The 21,489-nt window shown below is 46.1% G+C and carries 25 protein-coding genes; 5 read left to right on the forward strand and 20 right to left on the reverse strand.

All coding sequences use genetic code 11. The features are described from left to right. Positions 1-36 precede the first annotated feature (36 nt). Together ACIQZ3_RS04195 and ACIQZ3_RS04200 are read right to left on the reverse strand one after the other, a co-directional pair. Positions 37-771: an outer membrane lipoprotein carrier protein LolA gene (locus ACIQZ3_RS04195; RefSeq protein WP_397390636.1), complete on the reverse strand. Its 735-nt coding sequence runs from the start codon at positions 769-771 to the stop codon at positions 37-39. Continuing rightward, positions 731-2,968 (reverse strand): DNA translocase FtsK, encoded by a 2,238-nt coding sequence (locus ACIQZ3_RS04200; protein WP_397390638.1) that lies wholly within the window; start codon positions 2,966-2,968, stop codon positions 731-733. The genes ACIQZ3_RS04195 and ACIQZ3_RS04200 overlap by 41 nt, the downstream gene beginning before the upstream one ends. Positions 2,969-3,082: 114 nt before the next feature. Here ACIQZ3_RS04200 and trxB point away from each other — a divergent pair, with 114 nt between their 5' ends. Further along, positions 3,083-4,039: a thioredoxin-disulfide reductase gene (gene trxB / locus ACIQZ3_RS04205; protein WP_397390640.1), complete on the forward strand. Its 957-nt coding sequence runs from the start codon at positions 3,083-3,085 to the stop codon at positions 4,037-4,039. A gap of 71 nt (positions 4,040-4,110) precedes the next feature. Here the strand turns inward: trxB and ACIQZ3_RS04210 are convergent, their stop codons facing one another. Next, positions 4,111-4,452: a helix-turn-helix domain-containing protein gene (locus ACIQZ3_RS04210; RefSeq protein ID WP_397390642.1), complete on the reverse strand. Its 342-nt coding sequence runs from the start codon at positions 4,450-4,452 to the stop codon at positions 4,111-4,113. After that, positions 4,430-4,708 (reverse strand): BrnT family toxin, encoded by a 279-nt coding sequence (locus ACIQZ3_RS04215; RefSeq protein WP_397390644.1) that lies wholly within the window; start codon positions 4,706-4,708, stop codon positions 4,430-4,432. Before ACIQZ3_RS04215 ends, ACIQZ3_RS04210 begins: the two co-directional genes overlap by 23 nt. 200 nt (positions 4,709-4,908) lie before the next feature. Between ACIQZ3_RS04215 and ppa the strand changes: the two genes are divergently transcribed. Genes ppa through glnK form a run of 3 tightly spaced genes read left to right on the forward strand, consistent with a single transcriptional unit; the run spans position 4,909 to position 7,473 of the window. Beyond that, positions 4,909-5,445 (forward strand): inorganic diphosphatase, encoded by a 537-nt coding sequence (ppa, locus tag ACIQZ3_RS04220; RefSeq protein ID WP_397390646.1) that lies wholly within the window; start codon positions 4,909-4,911, stop codon positions 5,443-5,445. A gap of 17 nt (positions 5,446-5,462) precedes the next feature. Continuing rightward, positions 5,463-7,082 (forward strand): NAD+ synthase, encoded by a 1,620-nt coding sequence (locus tag ACIQZ3_RS04225; RefSeq protein WP_397390648.1) that lies wholly within the window; start codon positions 5,463-5,465, stop codon positions 7,080-7,082. Positions 7,083-7,134: 52 nt separating this feature from the next. After that, positions 7,135-7,473, forward strand: a complete 339-nt coding sequence (glnK, locus tag ACIQZ3_RS04230; RefSeq protein ID WP_015420723.1) for a P-II family nitrogen regulator — start codon at positions 7,135-7,137, stop codon at positions 7,471-7,473. A gap of 34 nt (positions 7,474-7,507) precedes the next feature. On the opposite strand, the gene ACIQZ3_RS04235 is transcribed toward glnK, so the two are convergent. Together ACIQZ3_RS04235 and ACIQZ3_RS04240 are read right to left on the reverse strand one after the other, a co-directional pair. Then, positions 7,508-8,536, reverse strand: a complete 1,029-nt coding sequence (locus ACIQZ3_RS04235) for a hypothetical protein (RefSeq protein WP_397390650.1) — start codon at positions 8,534-8,536, stop codon at positions 7,508-7,510. 82 nt (positions 8,537-8,618) lie between these two features. Beyond that, the gene (locus ACIQZ3_RS04240) at positions 8,619-9,245 is read right to left on the reverse strand and encodes a response regulator transcription factor (RefSeq protein WP_397390652.1); all 627 of its coding nucleotides are present in this window, start codon (positions 9,243-9,245) and stop codon (positions 8,619-8,621) included. A gap of 229 nt (positions 9,246-9,474) precedes the next feature. Here ACIQZ3_RS04240 and ilvD point away from each other — a divergent pair, with 229 nt between their 5' ends. Continuing rightward, complete coding sequence (gene ilvD / locus ACIQZ3_RS04245) at positions 9,475-11,163, forward strand: dihydroxy-acid dehydratase (protein ID WP_397390654.1); 1,689 nt, start codon at positions 9,475-9,477, stop codon at positions 11,161-11,163. Positions 11,164-11,248: 85 nt separating this feature from the next. On the opposite strand, the gene ACIQZ3_RS04250 is transcribed toward ilvD, so the two are convergent. The 14 genes from ACIQZ3_RS04250 to ACIQZ3_RS04315 form a co-directional block, all read right to left on the reverse strand. Then, entirely contained in the window at positions 11,249-11,737 is a 489-nt protein-coding gene (locus ACIQZ3_RS04250; protein WP_397390656.1) for a copper chaperone PCu(A)C, read from the reverse strand. Between the two features lie 107 nt (positions 11,738-11,844). Further along, complete coding sequence (locus ACIQZ3_RS04255) at positions 11,845-12,159, reverse strand: hypothetical protein (RefSeq protein WP_397390658.1); 315 nt, start codon at positions 12,157-12,159, stop codon at positions 11,845-11,847. Next, positions 12,156-12,809, reverse strand: a complete 654-nt coding sequence (locus ACIQZ3_RS04260) for a hypothetical protein (RefSeq protein ID WP_397390660.1) — start codon at positions 12,807-12,809, stop codon at positions 12,156-12,158. The genes ACIQZ3_RS04255 and ACIQZ3_RS04260 overlap by 4 nt, the downstream gene beginning before the upstream one ends. 14 nt (positions 12,810-12,823) lie before the next feature. Continuing rightward, positions 12,824-13,201, reverse strand: coding sequence for a DUF2946 family protein (locus ACIQZ3_RS04265; protein WP_397390662.1), 378 nt, complete (start codon positions 13,199-13,201; stop codon positions 12,824-12,826). A 23-nt stretch (positions 13,202-13,224) separates the two neighbouring features. After that, the gene (locus ACIQZ3_RS04270; protein ID WP_397390664.1) at positions 13,225-13,635 is read right to left on the reverse strand and encodes a DsrE family protein; all 411 of its coding nucleotides are present in this window, start codon (positions 13,633-13,635) and stop codon (positions 13,225-13,227) included. A gap of 106 nt (positions 13,636-13,741) precedes the next feature. Continuing rightward, positions 13,742-15,529, reverse strand: coding sequence for a TonB-dependent receptor (locus ACIQZ3_RS04275; RefSeq protein WP_397390666.1), 1,788 nt, complete (start codon positions 15,527-15,529; stop codon positions 13,742-13,744). Further along, positions 15,480-15,686, reverse strand: a complete 207-nt coding sequence (locus tag ACIQZ3_RS04280; RefSeq protein ID WP_397390668.1) for a hypothetical protein — start codon at positions 15,684-15,686, stop codon at positions 15,480-15,482. The genes ACIQZ3_RS04275 and ACIQZ3_RS04280 overlap by 50 nt, the downstream gene beginning before the upstream one ends. A gap of 13 nt (positions 15,687-15,699) precedes the next feature. After that, a complete protein-coding gene (locus ACIQZ3_RS04285; protein WP_397390670.1) occupies positions 15,700-16,182 on the reverse strand; it encodes a copper uptake system-associated protein in 483 nt (160 codons plus the stop codon). Positions 16,183-16,251: 69 nt separating this feature from the next. Further along, positions 16,252-16,626 carry a DUF2946 family protein gene (locus ACIQZ3_RS04290; protein ID WP_397390672.1) on the reverse strand — a complete coding sequence of 125 codons (375 nt, stop codon included), beginning with the start codon at positions 16,624-16,626 and terminating at the stop codon, positions 16,252-16,254. 12 nt (positions 16,627-16,638) lie between these two features. After that, on the reverse strand, positions 16,639-17,016 hold the full coding sequence (locus ACIQZ3_RS04295) for a DsrE family protein (RefSeq protein ID WP_397390674.1): 378 nt from the start codon (positions 17,014-17,016) through the stop codon (positions 16,639-16,641). Positions 17,017-17,052: 36 nt separating this feature from the next. Then, positions 17,053-19,200: a TonB-dependent receptor gene (locus tag ACIQZ3_RS04300; RefSeq protein WP_397390676.1), complete on the reverse strand. Its 2,148-nt coding sequence runs from the start codon at positions 19,198-19,200 to the stop codon at positions 17,053-17,055. 46 nt (positions 19,201-19,246) lie between these two features. Beyond that, the gene (locus tag ACIQZ3_RS04305; protein ID WP_397390678.1) at positions 19,247-19,426 is read right to left on the reverse strand and encodes a hypothetical protein; all 180 of its coding nucleotides are present in this window, start codon (positions 19,424-19,426) and stop codon (positions 19,247-19,249) included. Positions 19,427-19,495: 69 nt separating this feature from the next. After that, entirely contained in the window at positions 19,496-19,867 is a 372-nt protein-coding gene (locus ACIQZ3_RS04310) for a DUF2946 family protein (protein ID WP_397390680.1), read from the reverse strand. A 97-nt stretch (positions 19,868-19,964) separates the two neighbouring features. Continuing rightward, positions 19,965-21,464, reverse strand: coding sequence for a tripartite tricarboxylate transporter permease (locus ACIQZ3_RS04315; protein ID WP_216228635.1), 1,500 nt, complete (start codon positions 21,462-21,464; stop codon positions 19,965-19,967). Between the last annotated feature and the right edge of the window lie 25 nt (positions 21,465-21,489).

The raw sequence follows: 21,489 nt of genomic DNA on the forward strand, positions 1-21,489 counted from the left end.
TATGGTGGGTGCGAATTTTTTATTGCTAATGTAGCTCTAGTTTAAGCGTAAGACTTCCGCTCCAGCGGGCGGTACAAAAGTAAAGCGATTGGCAGGCAGGTTCACATTGAGCTGGATCTTATCCAAGGTGACCAACACCACACTACCTAAGCCATCAATGAGTTCTAGCGCTTTAGGTAGGCCATTGACCATTCCTACGGAGATCTTGGTGTACGGCAAGTCGTTGCCATTTTTGGCATTAGGATTCTTCTTGGGTACGAGAGCAACCCATTTCATACCCAGGCGATCCTCGCCTTCAACTAAATCAAAATGCTGATCTAGAGAGGTCTCACCAAATAGGATTGCAGCAGGGGTAGCAGCCAAAGCCTGACCAGCAGGTCTGAAAGTTGCTTGATTTAAATCCTTATCCCACAAAATAAGTTGCTTGCCATCGGCAATCAGTTTTTGCTCATATGGCTTTTGGGTATCCCAGATAAATCGGCCTGGGCGCTGAAACACAAAACGCCCTTGTGTTTGACGAACCACTTTTAAACCTTTGTCTTGTGGTTCATTTGCTTTGGGTGCGCGCAACTGCTGCTGCACAAAGTCACCCTCAGCTGTTTTGGAGTTACGCACAAACTGACGTAACTGCTCCGCACCACTCTCACCATCCGCAAATACTATGCTTGGAGATAAAAGAACTGTGAGCCCTAAAGCTGCTGCTGAAAAAAATCTACGCAAGGGGATCGCCTTATTCAGAAGGACGATGAAGGATTTCGCGATTGCCGCCATTACCCATCTTGGAAACTAAGCCAGCTTTTTCCATATCCTCAAGCAGGCGAGCTGCACGGTTATAGCCAATGCGTAAATGACGCTGCACCAAGGAAATAGATGGGCGCTTGTTTTCGAGAACGATGGCTACTGCTTGGTCATACAAAGGATCAGCTTCACCGCCACCTTCACCAGTCAGTGCATCAATATTAGATTCATCGGCACCTTCCAGAACACCGTCAATGTAATTGGCTTCGCCCTTCTCTTTGAGCCATTCCACTACACGGTGGACTTCATCATCAGAAACAAAGGCACCATGAACACGAACCGGCAAACCAGTACCTGGTGCCATGTAAAGCATGTCACCCATACCGAGAAGCGCTTCAGCACCCTGTTGATCTAGGATGGTGCGGCTATCAATTTTTGAACTTACTTGGAATGAAATACGGGTTGGCACGTTGGCTTTAATCAAGCCGGTAATCACATCCACGCTTGGACGTTGAGTTGCCAATACCAAATGAATACCGGCAGCACGCGCTTTTTGTGCAATACGTGCGATTAACTCCTCAATCTTCTTACCAGAAACCATCATCAAGTCAGCCAACTCATCGATCACGATAACGATGACGGGTGCTTTGTAGATTGGCTCTGGATCATCTGGAGTCAAGCTAAATGGATTGGTGAGTTTCTCACCTTTTTCTTCCGCTTCTAAAATCTTTTTATTAAAGCCAGCTAGGTTACGCACACCAAACTTACTCATCAGTTTGTAGCGACGCTCCATCTCGTTTACAGCCCAATTGAGCGCGTTATACGCCTGCTTCATATCGGTTACAACTGGACACAAGAGATGCGAAATCTTGTCGTACATGGCCATCTCGAGCATCTTCGGATCAATCATGATCAGACGCACTTCATCAGGCTTGGCCTTGAAGAGGATGGACAAAATCATCGCATTGATACCAACAGACTTACCAGCACCAGTCGTACCCGCAACTAAGCAGTGCGGCATCTTCGCTAAGTCAGCAACGATCGGGCTACCTGAAATATCTTTACCCAAAGAGAGAGTTAAGTTGGAGTGACTGTCGTTGTAAACCTGTGAACTCAAAATCTCTGAGAGGTAAACCGATTGACGCGTTGGGTTTGGTAACTCCAAAGCCATGCAAGTTTTACCGGGAATGGTTTCCACTACACGCATGCTCACTACGCCCAGCGAACGCGCTAAGTCACGTGAGAGGTTCACGATCTGACTGCCCTTCACGCCAACAGCGGGATCGATTTCATAACGGGTGACTACTGGGCCTGGATAGGCGGCAATGACTTTCACTTCCACATTGAACTCGGCTAACTTGCGTTCAATCAAACGGGAAGTAAATTCCAATACATCAGCTGAAATCGTTTCTTTCGCCTCAGGTACAGGATCAAGCAATGCCAACGGAGGCAACTCTGAATCCGGAATATCTACAAATAGTGGCTGTTGTTTCTCTCGCTCAACACGAGCACTTTTCACAACTTCTACTGGGGCACGAACAATTTGCACCGGCTTAGCAATTTCGACGCGCCCACGAAACTCTTCAACAAACTCTTCGCGTTCTTCAGCAGCAGCTTCGCCTAACTTGCGATCTTCTTCACTATCGCGGCGTTCACGCAAGCGGTTGTAGGTGAGCTCAAGCGAGCGCCCTACTTTTTCAGCAACATCTAGCCAAGAAAAATGGAGGAATAAAGATAGTCCGGCACACAAGGTAAACAGCAAAACCAGGGTAGAGCCAGTAAAACCCAAGGTCATCTGTAAGGGATCGCCAATAAGTTCGCCCAAAATGCCTCCAGGAGGTCTTGGAAGCTCCCAGGCAAGCGAATGCATCCGAATGGACTCAAGACCCATACTGCTAAGCAAAGTCAGCCCAAAGCCCAGCCAACGCATTAATAAGGAGTCAGGTTTAGCATCTGGATCTGGCGGCAAAGGAATACTCCAAAGCTCACGCCAACCACTCAGAACGCGGCGACCAAAGAGCACCACCCACCAAAACGCTGAAATACCGAAGATATAGAGCAATAAATCCGCTAAATAGGCTCCAAAACGGCCGCCCAGGTTCTTGGGAACCTCAAAACTGGCATGCGACCAGGCTGGATCAGCCTTGGAATAGGTCAGCAAAATGGCAAATAAGCCCAAACATAGGCCGCAGGAGATAAACCATCGGACCTCTAAAAGGAGGCGGGGCATCCTACCCTGCCCTTGATTCTCAGGGGGCTGGGGGCTTAAAGGGGTTTTGGACTTCGGGTATGCGGTTCTTGCCATGTTCTACCGATTGTAATCAAGCAATCCTATAATTTGGAGATGACTACAAATACCCCAAAACACTCCAAAGTCCTTATTCTGGGTTCAGGCCCTGCCGGCTACACAGCAGCTGTGTACGCGGCCCGCGCTAATTTGAGCCCAACCCTCATTACCGGCATCGCTCAAGGCGGTCAATTAATGACCACTACTGATGTAGAAAACTGGCCAGCAGACCCAGATGGCGTCCAAGGGCCAGAGCTGATGGATCGCTTTTTAAAGCATGCGGAACGCTTTAATACCAACATCATCTTTGATCACATTCATACTGCTGCTCTAACTGAAAAACCGATTCGCTTGGTTGGCGATTCCGGCACTTATACCTGTGATGCCCTCATTATTTCTACAGGCGCGTCTGCTCAATACATTGGCCTTCCTAGTGAAGAAGCATTTATGGGTCGCGGCGTATCTGGTTGTGCAACCTGTGACGGCTTCTTCTATCGCAATCAAGATGTTTGCGTAGTCGGTGGCGGTAACACTGCTGTTGAAGAAGCGCTCTACCTTACTGGCATTGCTAAAAAAGTGACCGTGATTCATCGTCGCGATAAATTCCGCGCAGAGCCAATTCTGAATGACCGCCTCATGGCAAAAGTTGCTGAAGGCAAGGTTGAACTCAAACTGAATTCAACTCTGGATGAAGTACTTGGCGATGAAAAAGGCGTTACTGGTGTTCGCATTAAGAAAGCGGATGGCAGCACAGAAGATATTGCTGTCACTGGCGCCTTCATTGCAATTGGTCACAAGCCTAATACCGAGTTGTTTGTTGGTCAGCTCGATATGAATAACGGCTACCTAAAGACTCACTCTGGCTTGGAAGGTAATGCCACTGCTACTAATATTCCCGGCGTATTTGCAGCAGGCGATGTGCAGGATCATATTTATCGTCAAGCCATCACCAGTGCCGGCACAGGCTGTATGGCCGCATTAGATGCTCAGCGTTACTTAGAGACCTTGGATTAATTCAAGCTAAGTAAGGGAAATCAAATAAAAATGCCTAGCAATGCTAGGCATTTTTATTTCTAAGCTAGCTATCAAACACTGAGGGCTAATAATGCAATCTCAGGCGCCCTATCCAAAATCTTCAATAAAGCTTTAGCCGCACCAGTAGGTCTACGCTTTCCTTGCTCCCAGTTTCGAATGGTTTCTAAAGATACTTCGATCCGTTTGGAAAACTCCTGCTGAGATAAACCAATTCTTTCTCGTACGCCTTTTGCATACTTAGCAGCATCCAACATTGCCTCTGCATCATCTTGCCGTTGATGCAACTTAATCAAACGCTCTGATGTCGCATCCAGTAATTTTTTATCGACGAATCCTTTAGGGAAGCTACTAGGATCATTGAGATCCACGCTAACTCGAACGGTTTTCTTCATAACGCCTCACCTCCCTACGATTTGCCCGTCTAGCTGAAATAATCCTAATGGCTGCAGGCCTCTTTGTATAAATCACTACAAATACTTTTTCGTCTAACAAGCCCAATGCCCGAAATCGCTCCTCCCCATAATCCCAGCGCTGATCTCTTTCTATGAGCAAATTCGGATCTATAAAAATTGATATCACATATGTGAAATCAAAATTTCGAGAGATCTGGCATAAATCACTTTTAGCCATATCCCATTCAAAATCCATTAGTTCTATTGTAGGCCATTGGCCTACTATTAGTCAAGCAACCTAGGGCACCTATCTATAGGCATTGCTGCAGAAAGCCTTAAACTAGAGGCCATAAAGCATTCATGGCTTTAATAGCAGGAAATAGATTCAATCTTCAGCAGCATGGCTCCGCCTCTTTGCTAAGATCGAACGCACATTAATCACTAACCGGAGTATTTATGAGTTACGACAAGGTCAGCCCAGGTAAGAAAATCCCAGAATCATTCAACGTCATTATTGAGATCCCAATGAATGCGGATCCAGTGAAGTATGAAGTGGACAAAGAAACTGGTTGCCTCTTCGTAGATCGCTTCATGGGCACAGCAATGCACTACCCATGCAACTACGGTTACATCCCTAAAACAGTTGCTGGTGACGGCGATCCTGTGGACGTTCTCGTTATCACTCCATTTGCATTGGTTCCAGGCTCAGTAGTGAGCTGCCGCGCTATCGGCATGCTAGAGATGGAAGATGAAGGCGGACAAGATGCGAAGTTGTTGGCTGTTCCAGAAGACAAGATTTTGCCAATCTACAAGCATTTGCAAAAGCCTGAAGATGTAAACGAATTACTCCTCGCCCAAATTCAACACTTCTTCGAGCACTACAAAGATCTCGAAAAAGGTAAGTGGGTAAAAGTTAAAGGCTGGACTGGTGTTGCTGCTGCCCATAAAGAAATCTTGGACGGCATCGAAGGTTACGCTAAGTCACAGAAGTAATTTAGTAGCAATTGGGAGTGAGCTCGCAAAAAATCGCCTTAGCGCAAATCAACCCTCTTTTGGGTGATTTGCCTGGCAATGCGCAGCTCATCTCGCAAGCCGCCGCAGAGGCTTACGCACAAGGCGCCACAGTAGTTCTCACGCCAGAGCTATCGCTCACTGGCTACCCTCCAGAAGATTTGCTATTGCGCCCTGCTTTTATTGAGGCCGCCGATCGTGAGCTCAGTTGTTTAATGCTAGAGCTACAGAAATTTCCGGGGCTGACCGTGATTATTGGTCACCCAAAAAAGACTACCGCTGGTTTACAAAACTATGCCTCCGTTATTTGTGATGGCAAAGTGATTGCTGGCTATGCCAAACAAGAATTGCCCAATCATGAAGTGTTTGATGAGGTACGTTATTTCACGCCAGGCAATGAAGCCTGTGTTTTTGAAAATGCCGGCATTCAGTACGGACTCATTCTTTGTGAAGATGCTTGGCATGCAGGCCCCGCTAAACAAGCCCATGCAGCTGGCGCCCAAGTTCTATTGGTTCTCAATGCCTCCCCCTATCACCTCCAAAAAGAATCTTTACGTATTGAGGTACTACGCAAACACATTGCTGTAAGTAAGATGCCTTTGGTCTATGTCAACACAGTAGGCGGACAAGATGAACTTGTTTTTGATGGCGGGTCATTTGCCTTAAACAGTGCAGGCAAGGTAGTGATGACTATGCCGCAGTTTGAAACTGCCCTCGGCTTTGTGACTGTCAATGCATCAGCTGACTTAGAACCAGGAATTCTGGTTAAGTCATCTAGCGTAGAAGCTCAGGCTTACCAAGCACTTGTTTTGGGCGTGCGTGACTATGTTCAGAAGAATCGTTTTCCAGGCGTCATCATTGGCCTCTCGGGTGGCGTGGATTCCGCATTGGTGCTAGCGATTGCGGTGGATGCCTTAGGCGCAGACAAAGTACGCACCGTCATGATGGCTTCGCGTTACACCGCTGACATATCCTGGATTGATGCCGGAGAAATGGCTCAGAATCTGGGCGTTCAATACGATGAGATCCCCATTAGCGAACCAGTTGATGCTCTAGAGCAGGCCTTGGCTGAACAATTCAAAGGCTTGAAGCTCGACGCTACTGAAGAGAATATTCAGGCACGAGTGCGCGGCACCCTCCTCATGGCACTCTCCAATAAAACTGGCCGACTAGTTTTAACAACCGGCAATAAGAGTGAAATGGCTGTCGGCTATTGCACTCTCTACGGAGATATGGCCGGGGGCTTTGCCGTCATTAAAGATATCGCCAAGACCTTGGTCTATCGCTTGTGCGCCTATCGCAATAGCATTACCCCAATTATTCCGGAGCGGATTTTGACGCGCGCGCCTTCCGCAGAATTACGCCCTGATCAGACCGATCAAGATAGCTTGCCATCCTACGAAGTATTGGATGGGATCGTAGAGCGCTATATGGAGCAAAACCAATCTATTGCCCAAATTATTGCCGCTGGCTTTGATCCCGATAGCGTAGAAAAAGTAACTCGCCTAATTAAGCTCAACGAGTACAAGCGTCGCCAAGCACCTCCAGGCGTTCGTGTGACTACCCGAGCTTTCGGGCGTGACTGGCGCTACCCCATTACATCCCAATTTAGGGCGTAACTGGGGCATTCGTTTTCAGTTCTAGGTATGATTACCGTATTAAGGGGAATATATGAAGCTAATCACATCCATTATTAAACCGTTCAAACTTGACGAAGTTCGTGAAGCCTTAGCTGAAGTAGGCGTTACCGGACTGACTGTTACTGAAGTTAAAGGCTTTGGTCGCCAAAAAGGACATACTGAACTCTATCGTGGTGCCGAGTATGTAGTCGATTTTTTGCCTAAAGTAAAAGTTGAAGTAGTTGTTGCTGATGACCGCGTAGATTCAGCAATCGAAGCAATTACTAAAGCTGCACGCACTGGCAAGATTGGTGACGGTAAGATTTTTGTTAGCCCGATCGAACAGGCTATTCGTATTCGCACTGGCGAAACGAACGACTCAGCAGTTTAAGCATCAGCATTCAATGCGCTAATCCCCTCAAGGGTTAGCGCTGCTGAGAATCTGTCCGGTCTGCGGATGGAACCACCACTTCAGCAACCTCCAATACCAAAGTTTTGTAATTCAAATTTGGCAGGCGAACTTTTGCGCCCTGAAAAAATACGTCTGCTTGAGCAAGCCCACCAGTCAGCACTTTAAATGGCGGCTTGCCATAAAAGGATGCGCCTACACCAGGCTCAACCATCTTGTTCTGCATCTTTCCAGAAGCATCACTCACGCAAACAACCTGCTTTGATTTCACCTGCACATACACCATATCCGCCGCTTTACGAGGCGCATCTGGCTTATAACTAATAATGCCTTCCTCAGCAGGGCAGGCTGTTGAAGCCTCAGTGCTGACTGCGGGAACTGCAACTACAGGCGCAACAACTGCTGAAGTGACGGGCGCAGGCACTACTGGGGGTGCCGGCTCAATAATTTCTTCTTTTACAACAACGATTTCTTCTGGCTGATCAGCAAAGAAGAGTGGGCGTAAATTAATTATCGCGAAAACCAATGCAGCCAATACGCTAATCCAAAGAAGCAACTTCTTTGATGAGGCAGGCTTTGATCTTGCTGAAGTCGCAGATAAGGGAATTTCTTTTGAGGTAACTTTTGTAGACTCTACTTTTTTGACTGAATCTTTTTTTTCTTCCTCAATCACCAATGCTGGAGTTTGAGTTTCCTCCGCTACTTCTTTGAGTTCTACAGCTTCTTTTTTTGACTGCGCTTTTTTTTCTGGAGCTTTATTAGACTCTTCAACTTTTGGCGGTTCAATATTTTTTACTGGGGTTTGAAGGCCATAGTCGAATACTTCCTCGTCACTTAATTTGAGAAGATTTGCCACTTTTCTAGCGGCAGTAAATTTATTCTGAGCTCCGTAGAAATAGCTGGATTCGCCATTTTCAATTTGAGATATTTGATGGTGTGAAAGACAGGCCATCCTACCGAGATCTTTTGTGCTCAGACCGTGCGCTTCCCTAGCCTTAGAAAATGCCTCTTTACGGATCTCAGGAAGTTTGGGTTTGATGTTCACAAAAGTATTTAAAGTGATTTATCTATCGAAATAATGCCCATTAACAGTGGCTATATAAAGCCAGGGGGAACTAGCCCTAGAGCTAGCTATTCTGGATGTTTTCTAAATCGGATTCAAGATACTTCGCTACTAATGTTTGAACTGACTCCACATGCATCTTGTTCATTACTCTAGCCTTGTGGACTTTAATCGTGGCATCTGTCGTCCCTAGTTTGACGGCAATATCCTTATTCAGCAATCCCTTGACCAACCAAAAGCAGACTTCTTTTTCTCTAGGAGTGAGGGTCGCATGATCTTTCTTGGTTTCGACCTCTTTGGAAACGCGTTTGAGCTGGCGTCTATCAAATTCAAGGGCATCAGCAACAGCCTTCAGTAAATCCTCCAAATTGAAGGGTTTAAAGAGAAAATCAACCGCTCCTCGCTTCAGGCTTTTCACGATTTGATGGGGGTGGCTTTTACCGCTTACAAATACAATCGGGGTTTTACGACCCAGTTCGACCAATTTTTCCTGCAAATCTAGGCCAGTCATATCGGGCATTTGCATATCCAGCAAGATGACGGCTGGCGCTACTGGCACTGAATGCTCTAAAAATGTCACCGCAGAGGAGAAATCCTCCACGACATAACCCACGTCCTTGAGCATTCTACTTAAGGAGGTACGCAACAACTCATCGTCGTCGATTAGGTAAATATGGCCAACTTTAGTCATTGAATTTAAAGGGAAAAGTAGTAGACAAGGCAATGTACCGCAGCTTTTTTGCGAAGGATATTAGCCCTCAAGCTAATGATGAGCTCAAATCACCAAATACAATAGAGAAATCTGCTTGTTGCGGCGTATGACAAGAACACAGGAAAAGCTACATAAACCCCTGCGTTCCGCCTAGTCTCACGGCACAATAGAGCTTTTCGACAAATTCTTTTCTGGAGTCCATATCAGCATGAAACGCCTCAATGAACGCTCGCGCAATGTCACCGAAGGGGTTGCTCGCGCACCCAATCGCTCAATGTATTACGCGATGGGCTATGAAGAGAGGGATTTTGTCAAGCCGATGGTTGGTGTAGCAAATGGTCATTCCACCATTACCCCCTGCAATAGCGGTTTGCAAAAACTGGCAGACGCGGCAGTATCGGCGCTTGAAGAGGCCGGTGCAAAAGCACAAATGTTTGGCACCCCTACCGTCTCCGATGGTATCGGCATGGGCACTGAGGGCATGAAGTACTCCCTCGTCTCACGTGAAGTGATTGCGGATAGTATTGAGACTTGCGTCAACGGCTTATGGCAAGACGGCGTTCTAGTCATTGGCGGTTGCGACAAGAACATGCCAGGCGGGATGATGGCAATGGCCCGCACCAATGTACCAAGCATCTATGTTTATGGCGGAACGATTAAGCCCGGCCACTTTAAAGGCAAGGATCTCAATATTGTTTCTGCATTTGAAGCTGTTGGTGAATTCACCTCAGGTCGCATGAGTGAAGGCGACCTTAAAGGCGTAGAGCAGCATGCTTGCCCAGGTAGCGGCTCTTGCGGTGGCATGTACACCGCCAACACAATGAGCTCCTCCTTTGAAGCTTTAGGCATGAGCCTGCCCTACTCTTCCACTATGTCCAACGTAGATGCTGAGAAGGTTGCCAGCGCGCATGACTCAGCCTTAGTGCTAGTTGAGGCAATTAAGAATAATTTACGTCCACGCGACATCATCACCAAGAAATCGATTGAAAACGCAGTCAGCGTGATCATGGCTGTTGGTGGATCTACCAACGCTGTTCTCCATTACCTAGCAATCACTAGCGCTGCTGAAATCGACTGGACTATTGATGACTTTGAACGCATTCGTAAACGTGTGCCTGTCATCGTGGACATGAAGCCTTCTGGCCAATACTTGGCAACTGATCTTCACCAAGCTGGTGGCATTCCGCAAGTCATGAAGATTTTGCTGGATGGCGGACTCTTGCATGGTGACTGCATGACCATCACTGGCAAGACTATTGCTGAAACATTGAAAGATATTCCATCCGTACCGCGCGCTGATCAAAAAGTGATTCGAACTTTAGATAATCCTTTGTACAAGCAAGGTCACTTAGCTATTCTGAAAGGCAACATCTCTCCCGAGGGTTGCGTTGCCAAGATTACTGGTCTAAAGAACCCATCTATTACCGGCCCTGCACGTGTATTTGATTCTGAAGATGATGCAATGGCGGCCATCATGGCGCAAAAGATCAAGGACGGCGATGTCATGGTGATTCGTTATGAAGGCCCTAAAGGCGGTCCTGGTATGCGTGAGATGCTTGCCCCTACCTCTGCCCTAGTTGGTCAAGGTTTAGGCGAGACAGTAGGTCTGATCACTGACGGACGCTTCTCTGGCGGCACTTGGGGAATGGTTGTGGGTCACGTTGCTCCTGAGGCATTTGTAGGCGGTGTAATTGCCCTTATTCACGAAGGTGACTCGGTGACGATCGATGCCCATAAGTTACTCATTCAACTCAATGTAAGTGATGAAGAGATTGCGAAGCGTCGCGCTGCTTGGGTACAACCTAAGCCACGTTATACCCGTGGATTACTTGCCAAGTACGCTCACCTTGCAAGCACTGCAAGTAAGGGTGCGGTAACTGATCTGAATTTGGATTAAGTATTAGCAATAAATCCAAAGCATCAAAATAAAAAGCCCCTAAGTAAAACTAGGGGCTTTTTTAATACCTCAGAACAATAGAAGCTTAGTGTTTCATCGCTCCACCGTGACCGGCACCAGGATTACCCATCGCATTAACCGGCATCTTTACCTCTACTTCGCCTGCCTTGGCAAACTTGAGCTTAACTGGAACGGTCTCGCCGGCAGCCAATGGCGCCTTGATGTTCATGAACATCAAATGCATACCGCCTGGCTTCAATTCCACCGCACCACCTGCTGGTACAGGGATATCTTTCACTTGGCGCATTTTCATAACATTGCCTTCCATCGCCATTTCATGCAACTGCACTTCACCAGATACTGGTGAGCTTGCAGAAATGAGTTGGTCGGCAGCACCTTTGTTCTCAATCTTCATAAAACCGCCGGCTGCCATTTGACCAGGAACAGTCGCGCGCGTATAAGCGTTTTCAATTTGCACGCTACCCACTTTAGCGTTTTGAGCTTGTGCAGTAGCAGCTAAACCAAAACCCACAGCAGCAACCAATAAAGCATTTAATAATTTATTGCGTTTCATTTGTACACCCTCCTAGTTATTCTTAAATCCCGAGATATTCCTCGAGCTCTCTTTCAAATTTAATTCTTATCCGTTAACTTTATCGCAACTCATCGCCCAAGGACATACTATTTTTTAGGCCTGTCAGAATCTATTAATGGATATGCATCTGCTACATAAGCTGGCCCTTTTGAAAGCATCACAATCAAGGCGGCTATAGCCAAGGTCAAAACCATACCCAAAAAGAATATTTCTGTACTGATCACCAGTATGTCAATGATCCTCTCTGCTTTGGGCGACATCAGCAATCTCGCCAGCAAACTAGGCAGCGCTATTGCCAGGCTACCCATTACGGTAAATTGGGGCAGCTGATGCAATACCTTGCGCTCCAAACCTGGTTCATAGGTTTGATACCCAGGCAGTTTCCTTAGCCACTTACTCATGCTGCAAGTCTATCGTAATAGCTATTGGCACTGCCACGCACGAAGATATCTCTTTTTCCAGCCAGCTCAGATCTCAAGGTGTCGAGCCTCTCATCAATCATGGCATAGACAGGTCGCAAGGATTTGGCCTGTTCAGACAAGAGGCTACTGAGTTCTCTCTTAGAAAAAACACTCATACCAGCAGTGCCCATTAAGGCAAAAATACCGGTACCCAGCTGACGCTTGTACTTTTCGATGTCATTAATCTTTTTATACAAAATCGCGAGATCTTTTAAGTAACTCCTGCCGATCTTTTTAGGAACATGGCCCAAGTAGTGATCATCAAACCCCTGAATCAAAGCATCATCTGAAGATAAGTCCTTAGGCAACTTAACCAGAAATGCCCTTCTAGAGGAGTGATTGATCCAAATATATCGAATAAGCTCTACACAGGAATAGCGATCAATCGGCTTACGCGATGGGAAGTGATTATCGCAATAATGCCCTTCGAGCAGATTGCTCGGCAGCAAGATCTCTTGCGATACTTTAGAAATAATCTGTTTTGCTGTAGCCCCATTTTCAGGGCGCTCAATAATGGCGTACATCAAAACCTCCAAATGCATTCTTAAATCAAAGGCAAAAATTCTTGCCAAACGACATGACAAAGCCATGCCAACAAAGTGATTTAAGACTGGGTAGGAGGCGCTCTAGAGGGAAGCCTGACCCATGCAGACAGAATCTGAGGGGCTTGATAGGAACTTAATGATCGAGCTACATAGCTCTGTGGAGCGGCGAACTCAAATGCACAAATACTTGGTAACAAATAGATTGGCTGCACCACACAGTATGGGCAGTGGCTACCCATGGCGGGTGATGAAGAGGTCTCATCATCACCGATGACCTGGGTCATCTTGCTACCATTGCTAGAGCAAATCTCAACCACAAATCCTTGACCATTGTTGGCTAAAGACAAGGCTTGTGAAACAGCAGGCGCAAGCGCACCCAGCAAGATAGCTAAAGCGGCTATCCAGTGAACGAGCTTGCGGTACTTAATAAAGTACATCTTTAACAATTAAATACATCCAATTACCAGCTCATTGTCTTTGTGCCGTCTTTGAACAAGGCATCACCAGTAACTTTTGGGCTACCAAGTTGAACTCCGGAAATTAAATCTGCTTCAGAGTAGCCGGCTTGCTTTAAGCACATTGGGCACATAATGACTAAGCCACCTTTAGCAGCAATATCTGACAGCTCTTTTTGTTGAGCGGCATACTTCTCTGACCCAGCTTTAACACCCAAGATAACGGATTTGTCATTCAAGAAAATGCTCAATGGGTGGCCGTTGGCTGAGTGATGCTTACCAAAGTTAATCGCCATGGTTGAGCGATGCATTTCATCGGTTGAAAGGTTGATAAAGAGTGGGTCATTAGCGCCAGCAAAAGCCGATAAAGACAAAGTTGCCAATACAGCAATGACTACAGATTTAAGTGATTTCAAAAATATAGTGGTATTCCCTTTTTAATAAAACAGTTTATTTTCTTAGTAAATCCAATAAGTGGTTTGATTTAAATCAACCCCACCTAAAACCTCGCGACCAAAATAATCAGTTAAAGCTTGCAGATAAACCAATTGACCCCCAAGTCCCTGGCATTGGGTAACCCTGGCGATAGCTGTATTGTTGGTTAAAGATGTTCTCAATCATTACAAAAACCTCACCCTTCTTACCTAACTCTGGAACTGGATAGGACGCGCGAGCATTAGCCACTGCAAAGCCATCAACTTTCGTTGTGTTGGTAAATCCACTATTTCGGGCTAAGTTTTGTGTATATATCGATGTTTGAAACTGAGCGTCTACAGATACCCTAAACTTATATACATAACCCGTGAGTGCAGCGTTAAACGCATTCTGGGGCATATAAGGGAGGTTGACTGTGCTGTTGTTATTTAGATAAGTCCAGCCCAAAAATCCAGTTAACTCAGGAATGATTTCGCGTTGACCTGAGAGCTCGACACCCTTTGTGGTGTACTGGCCAATTGACACCCAATTAACAACTGGTCCAGCCTCTGTAAATGTTGCACGATTGCTAATAGCATCCTGAAAGAGACTCAAATCAATTCGGCTCTTCTTGTCCGGATAGAACTTTCCACCAACCTCAATATGATTCATTTCTTCTGGCGAAAGATTTGCCCATGAGTTGTTAGCTGTTGCACCAAATGCCTGCGTCCAAACTGCGTTAGCTGCATTCATCGCCGGACCCTCTAGGCCGGGATAGTTAATACCTTTAGACGCATTGGCAAACAAAGTTGCTCTATCAGAGATCAGGGATAAACCACCGTAAGGCGCGGCCTTGGAGGCGTAGTAATTATTCTGATATGTACGAACACCAGCGGAAGGTTGTAGAGACCAAGCATCACTTACCTTCATGTTGTGGCTTAAACCAACATACGGAGAAGTCAGTTTAAAAGTAGGTAGATTTGTTTTAACTGTTCCAGTAACTGGCGGCCCAACCCTGCTTTGAGTAACGCTTCCATATGAAGTGTCGTAATCCAACCCAAGAACTAAGCTACCCCCAGTCCACGGGGTAATGTTTTCCTTCCAACGGAAACCCTGCATAGTAAATGGATTATTTTCGGTACCCCACCCACCAGCACCATTGTCATTATTAAAGTTGCCCTTGCCAGTATTGCTATAGAAACGGAACTCACCTTCGACCGCATCATATTGATGCTTTACAAAGGCTGTAACCATTTGAGCAGCAGAATCATAAGTTGGCGCAATCGCAGGCGCCGGCAAGGTGTTATTTCCCGGGTCGGTTGCTGTATTGTTAATAGCCATTCCACTCACGCCAACCGACCAATTGCGATCTAGCTTTAATCCTAAGCCACCCATAATGTTGCTCAACTGGCCGCTAGCATTAGCTCTTTGGCCATTGGATTTAGAAAATCCCTGAGCAAGATTAAAGTCAACATCATCATGACGTCCAGCCATATCCACCTGCTCAATCACCGTATTGAATGAGCCATATGAAACTCTTGCATTCCCTGACAGACCATTTCCAGGGCCCGCTGACTTGGTATTCATATTGATCGAGGCAAAGTTATTACCGTTTACCTGAGGCTGTGCGCTCTTGTAGATGGTAATGTCCTTCATACCGTTGACTGGTAGCAGGTCCAATAAGGCATGATTCCAGATCGGCATATACATCGGTACGTTATCAATGTAGGTTTTAATTTCACTACCAGGCCTACTTAAACCCATACCGCGAATAAAGATTGATCCACCCTCAGCCCCACCATATGAGCCCACCGGGTTGTATCGAGAGATCTGAGTTTCTGGCGTGTTACGCAAGGCAGATGCTATCGGCTGCATGTAAGTCGCGAATTGTTTCATCAGTGATTACGGCGGAGGTGCTGGAGAACTTGTCAATTTCAACCTCAGCAATATCCGGCTTTGCCGTCACAATGACGTGAGGAACGCTTTGTGCATACACATTGCCAGCCACGATGAGTGATGCAGCAAGCGCTAATTTGGTTTTATATAAATTCATTTTTAGCCTCGAATTAATGTTTTGAATCAGATTCATGCTGCATGCCGTGACCCATAGTCACGACACCATCAAATGAATCCAGTTGTTTAATTTTTTGCGGGGAAAGCGTTGCTTCTGCAGTCTTAAGTTTTGCCGTGATGTTGTTAGCAATCTCTTTAGAAATACCTGCCGATGCAATAGTACTAGGATCTTTAAATCCAGCACCTCCACAAGCAATGATTTCCCAATCAGCATGTTTTCTTCTGAGAAGCGCCCGGCCACCCTTTTGACCTTGAGTCCAATCTGCAATGGCAACTTTCCCCTCAATGACGATCGGGTTGGTTTGCACCTTCAAATTGGGCTGATCAAACGTCTTTGAAATCAACGCCTTGATCTTCTCCTGAGACTCTGCCTCAGCCTGTGGATGAGCAATAGCATTAGAAGCTATGCAAATAGCTGTAAATATGAATAATGAAATCTGCCTTAAAGAAGGCCAACTCACTTGAATTGAAAACATGTAATTCTCCACACAACATCACGGCAACTTGGTTGCCAACTACATAGCTAGGCTATGCCCTAAAAAGACTTAGGCTTGTGAAGGAGGTGCTGCTGAAGGGGGTGTTACCCAAACAGCGAGAGGCTTGGGTGATTGATAGAAAAGCTGTGGCAGTAAAGCCAGTGTTTGCGGCACCTGAAAGGTGAGGTTGGTATTAAATGCTGGCGTGATGGCTGCATGAGCGATGCAATAGGGGCATGGCTGATCTGATTCAGCCAGTTCTGTACTCTCAAGGCTTTGAATACTAATTTGTGACCTTGCTCCATCTGCCGCACAAATTTCCATGGCAAAACCTTGGCCATGTTTCGCTAGCGATACCGCTTGAGAAACTGCTGGCGCAAGCGCACTCATTGCGATTGCTAGAGCAGCAATCCAGTGAATGAGGCGGTTTTTGCGGAAATTCATGATGGGGAGATTTTATCGATTATTTGAATGTTCTGCTCCAAGCACTACACCCTGTACTAAATTGATGAGGGTAAACCCGTAATCCTCCAAGCAAGTTGGGCAAACAATGATGGTTGCACCATTTGCAATAGCCTGCCTTATCGCCTCTTGTTCTTTGGAAACGTTTCCTGATTTAACCTCTACCCCAAGATTAACTGCCTTGTCATTGAGGTAGATAACAATCGGATACCCTTTTTCTGCGTATTGCCGACCCGCATCCAAAGCCATTGAAACCTTGGCTGGATCATTGGTGGCAAGATTAATGTAGATTGGCTCTTTCGCAGCTAGAGCGGATAAGGGTAAAGCAATGACTGCTAGCACAGACAATATTCTGAGTATTCTAGAAATCATCGCTTCCCTCGTCTTTTATCTTAGATAATTAACTGCTTAAAACTTCATGTTGGCTGAGACATAGAAAGTTCTACCCATCCCGGCCACTCCCGTACCCCAAGCTACGCCATTCATGGACATGGTCTTGCCTTGACCTACATACGCCCCACCCTGCGGTAGTGCATAGAGTTTATTTAGCAAGTTCTCAATGCCAAAGTTCACGCGATATTTTTTATCATCATATGAAGCACGCAAGTTATATAAAGAATATCCACCAGTAGCAATCTCATTTCTAACAGCATTAAGATTGGTCTTAGCTGCCACGAACTGCCCTTCAACAGTGTTAGTCCAATTCGCACCCAAGTACTGCACTAAGCCAATTTTTCCGTTAAGCGGCATGATGTTGTAGAGATTCCCACCGGTTGTCACGTTTTGACCCCGCGTATATGAAGCTATACCAGTCATCTGGAAGCTGCCTAATTGAGGCAGTTTGCCCAACATCACATTGCCCGATAAATCTAAGCCGTAGAGTTGCGCGTCTTGGTTAACATATTTCAGCACATTGAATTTATTCACGGTACAAGTTGTGTTGCATGCTGCATCAATGTAGTTACTCACATAGGTGTAGTAAGGATTAGTCTTGAATCCCCATGACTCTTTATTAGCATCATGCCAATCACTCGCGAAACTCACTGTGTTTGCAACCTCGGGGGCTAGCGTAATTTGACCTACATAACCATTGCCATCACCTACAAAGTTATTCATTACGGCTGCCATAGGGACGGAAGACCATGAGTAACGCTCATAGAGATTTGGTGACCTAGTTTTACGAGAATAGCCAGCCTCGTAATTTTGACTGTTATCCGGCTTATATCTAGATAACGCAGTTAAATCCCAGTTGTAATCTGTTTGCTGACGTTGCTGAGCATTAAATCGATTGGCATCAGCGTTGTACGCAGTAGCGCCATAACCCGCTACATTTCCTGCATTAGAAGCCACTTGCTCGACACGAACCCCAGCTAGACCCATCCACTCCTTAGTCCACTGTTGCTCAAACTCACTAAACAATGCCAGTCGATCTCTAGTGCCATTATTAATATTATGAAATGTGTTTGGCCCCATCATCCCCGTGGTGGAGTATGCAGCAGGCCACCAATCATTTAATTTATAACCCCGCCATTCCGTACCCAATCTCACTAACTGAGTATCGGAGAGTGACATAGTGCCCTTAATAATGGCACCATTGGTTGAGCTTGCAGTCAGCATAGGCATGGCTGGAGAAGTTCTTGCTCCAGTGTTGTCATCCATCTGGTGATTCACCATCTGGTTGTAGGCTTGGGCTTCTAATTTTCCCCAGTCATGCTGACCGGTATATTTCAGATTAAATTGTGAGCCAATGTTTTTAGTCATGTCCATACGTTGGTTTGAATAACCTTCGAATGGTATGAATTGATATCCCGCCTTAAACTCCACTAAGTGGTTGTCTTTTTGCCAAGCTAAAGAGAGCTGTTGATTGGTTGCAATATATTTAGAGGCGCCGACTGTGCTCGGAGATATCCCATTTCCAGCAGGCTTGAAGTTGCCACCAGCGGTGTAATTTCCTGCCTTTGCAGAATCTACCGTGTAGTTGGCGCTGAATTCATCGCCAGCAGCGGTCACATTTAAGTTACCAGCAATTGCGCTGGCATTACTACTGTACGATGCGCCAACCTCACCTTGGGTAAGCGTCTCACCCTTTTTGGCAAAGACTGGTGGTAAAGACTGAACTGAGACTACACCACCTAAACTGTCACCACCCGCACTCACTGGTGAAAGGCCAGTGATCACTTTGATGCTACCAACATTGGATGGGCTGATATACGAAAGTGGTGAGTTCATATGGTTTGGGCAAGATGAGATTAAATCTAAGCCGTCAACTTTGACTGCCACGCGATCATCTGCTAAACCGTGTATTGATGGCAATCCAGAAACACCTCCCCCGGTATACATGCTTACACCGGGGATATTCAGGAGCATGGCTGCAGTATTTGGCGTGTTTACACGTGACTGATTGAGCTCTTTGCCTGAGATCGTTGTTTGCGTAAGAGGCGCCTCCTGAATCCCAGTCACAGTGAGGGTATCCAAATTAGGGGCGGCTTGACCGTATGCATTAGTAAGCATCAAAGATGCAACTAAGGCTATCGGCGTTATTTTTAATGCGTTCATTTCTACTCCGAGATATTTAAAGTCTATGAATTAATCTGAATTGGATTTATTTCTGAATAGATGAAATTGGCGTGAGCACAATCTCTGCGCTACCCAAGGCGGTATGGGTATTGGTTGCATTTGAAAGAATGAGATAGCTGGCATAGAGGAGCCAAATGGCCACACCCATAGCAATACCAACATAGACGCGCTTTAGGCGTAATGAAATTTTTTCAGATAAAAACATGTAATTCTCCACACAACATCACGGCAACTTGGTTGCCAACTACATAGCTAAGCTATGCCCTAAAAAGATTTAGGCTTGTGTAGGAGGTGCTGCTGAAGGGGGCGTTACCCAAACAGCAAGAGGCTTGGGTGATTGATAGAAAAGCTGTGGCAGCAAAGCAAGTGTTTGCGGCGCTTGGAATGTGAGGTTGGTATTGAATGCTGGCGTAATGGCTGTTTGAGCAATGCAATATGGGCATGGCTGTGCCTCTGCGCGGTCTGCCTGGTCTTCGCTTTGAATATTAATTTGCAATTTATTGCCATCAGGAGAGCAAACCTCCATTGCAAAACCTTGGCCATGCTTCGCTAGCGATACCGCTTGAGAAACTGCTGGCGCAAGCGCACTCATTGCGATTGCTAGAGCAGCAATCCAGTGAATGAGGCGGTTTTTGCGGAAATTCATGATGGTGAGATTTTATCGGAATTTTGCTTTTTGCATGAAAAAAGGGGCTTGCGCCCCTTTTCCCTTATGAAATCGCTATTTCTAGCTTATTTCACTCTTATGCTGCAGCAGCTTTTTTCTTGCCTACAAACTTGCCAATCAATGGCCAGAATAGTAATAGCAATGCGAGACCTGTAATACCGCCTACCAATGGGTTGGAGAAGAAAATATCTAAGCTACCTTGTGAGAACAACATGGACTGGCGGAATGAGTCTTCTGCACGGTCGCCCAACACCAAGGCCAAGACCATAGGTGCCATTGGGTAATCGAGCTTCTTAAAGACATAACCCAGCACACCGAAGCCCAACATCAACCAAACGTCAAACATCGCGTTGTGGACGGTGTATGCACCAACCGCACAAATCACAATAATGACTGGAGCAATGATGGAGAACGGAATTCTCAAGATTGAGGCAAACAATGGAACGCAAGTTAATACGACAAACAAGCCTGCCAAGTTACCTAAGTACATACTAGCAATCAAGCCCCAAACAAAGTCTGGTTTCTCAACGAAGAGCAATGGACCTGGCTGCAAGCCCCAGATCAACAAACCGCCAAGCAACACAGCAGCTGTTGGTGATCCTGGGATACCTAATGACAACATTGGCAACAAGGCAGCTGTACCAGCAGCATGAGCTGCTGTTTCTGGAGCAACAATACCTTCCATTTTTCCAGTACCAAACTTGTCACCTTCTTTAGATACGCGTTTTGCAACACCGTAAGCCATGAAAGATGCAGGAGTAGCACCACCTGGAGTGATACCCATCCAGCAACCAATCAAGCAGCTGCGCAATGAAGTTGCCCAATATTTTGGTAACTGCTTCCAAGTTTCCCAAACAACCTTACCGCGAATCTTCGCTGCAGCACCTTGGAATGCCAAGCCCTCTTCCATTGAAAGAAGAATCTCGCCAATACCAAACAAGCCGATAACCGCGATCAAGAAGTCAAAACCACGCATCAACTCTGGGTTACCAAAAGTTAAACGCAACTGACCTGTAACCGTATCCATACCAACGGTAGCCAACGCAAAGCCCAACATCATTGCTGAAATTGTCTTGAAAGGCGAACCTTTATTCATGCCCACAAAACTACAGAAGGTAAGTAGGTAGACCGAGAAGAATTCCGGCGGACCGAATTGGAGAGCAAACTTCGCAACCAATGGTGCCAAGAAGGTAATCATCACAATCGCAAAGAACGCTCCTACAAATGATGATGTGAACGCTGCAGTCAATGCTTCACCAGCTTTACCGTTACGAGCCATTGGATAACCATCAAAGGTTGTCGCAACTGACCAAGGTTCACCAGGAATATTAAATAGTACGGATGTAATCGCGCCACCAAACAATGCACCCCAGTAAATACAGGACAACATGATGATTGCGGATGTTGGCGGCATTGTGAAGGTCAATGGCAACAGAATCGCGATGCCGTTTGCGCCACCCAAACCTGGCAAAACACCGATGATCACACCGAGCGTTACACCAACTAACATTAGCAATAAGTTAAAGGGTGTCATTGCAACGGCAAAGCCGTTGAATAGAGCGTTAATTTCTTCCAACTTGGACTCTTTTTTAATCTTTTTT

This window comes from Polynucleobacter sp. (genome assembly GCF_044342855.1).
In the GTDB taxonomy this organism is placed as follows: domain Bacteria; phylum Pseudomonadota; class Gammaproteobacteria; order Burkholderiales; family Burkholderiaceae; genus Polynucleobacter.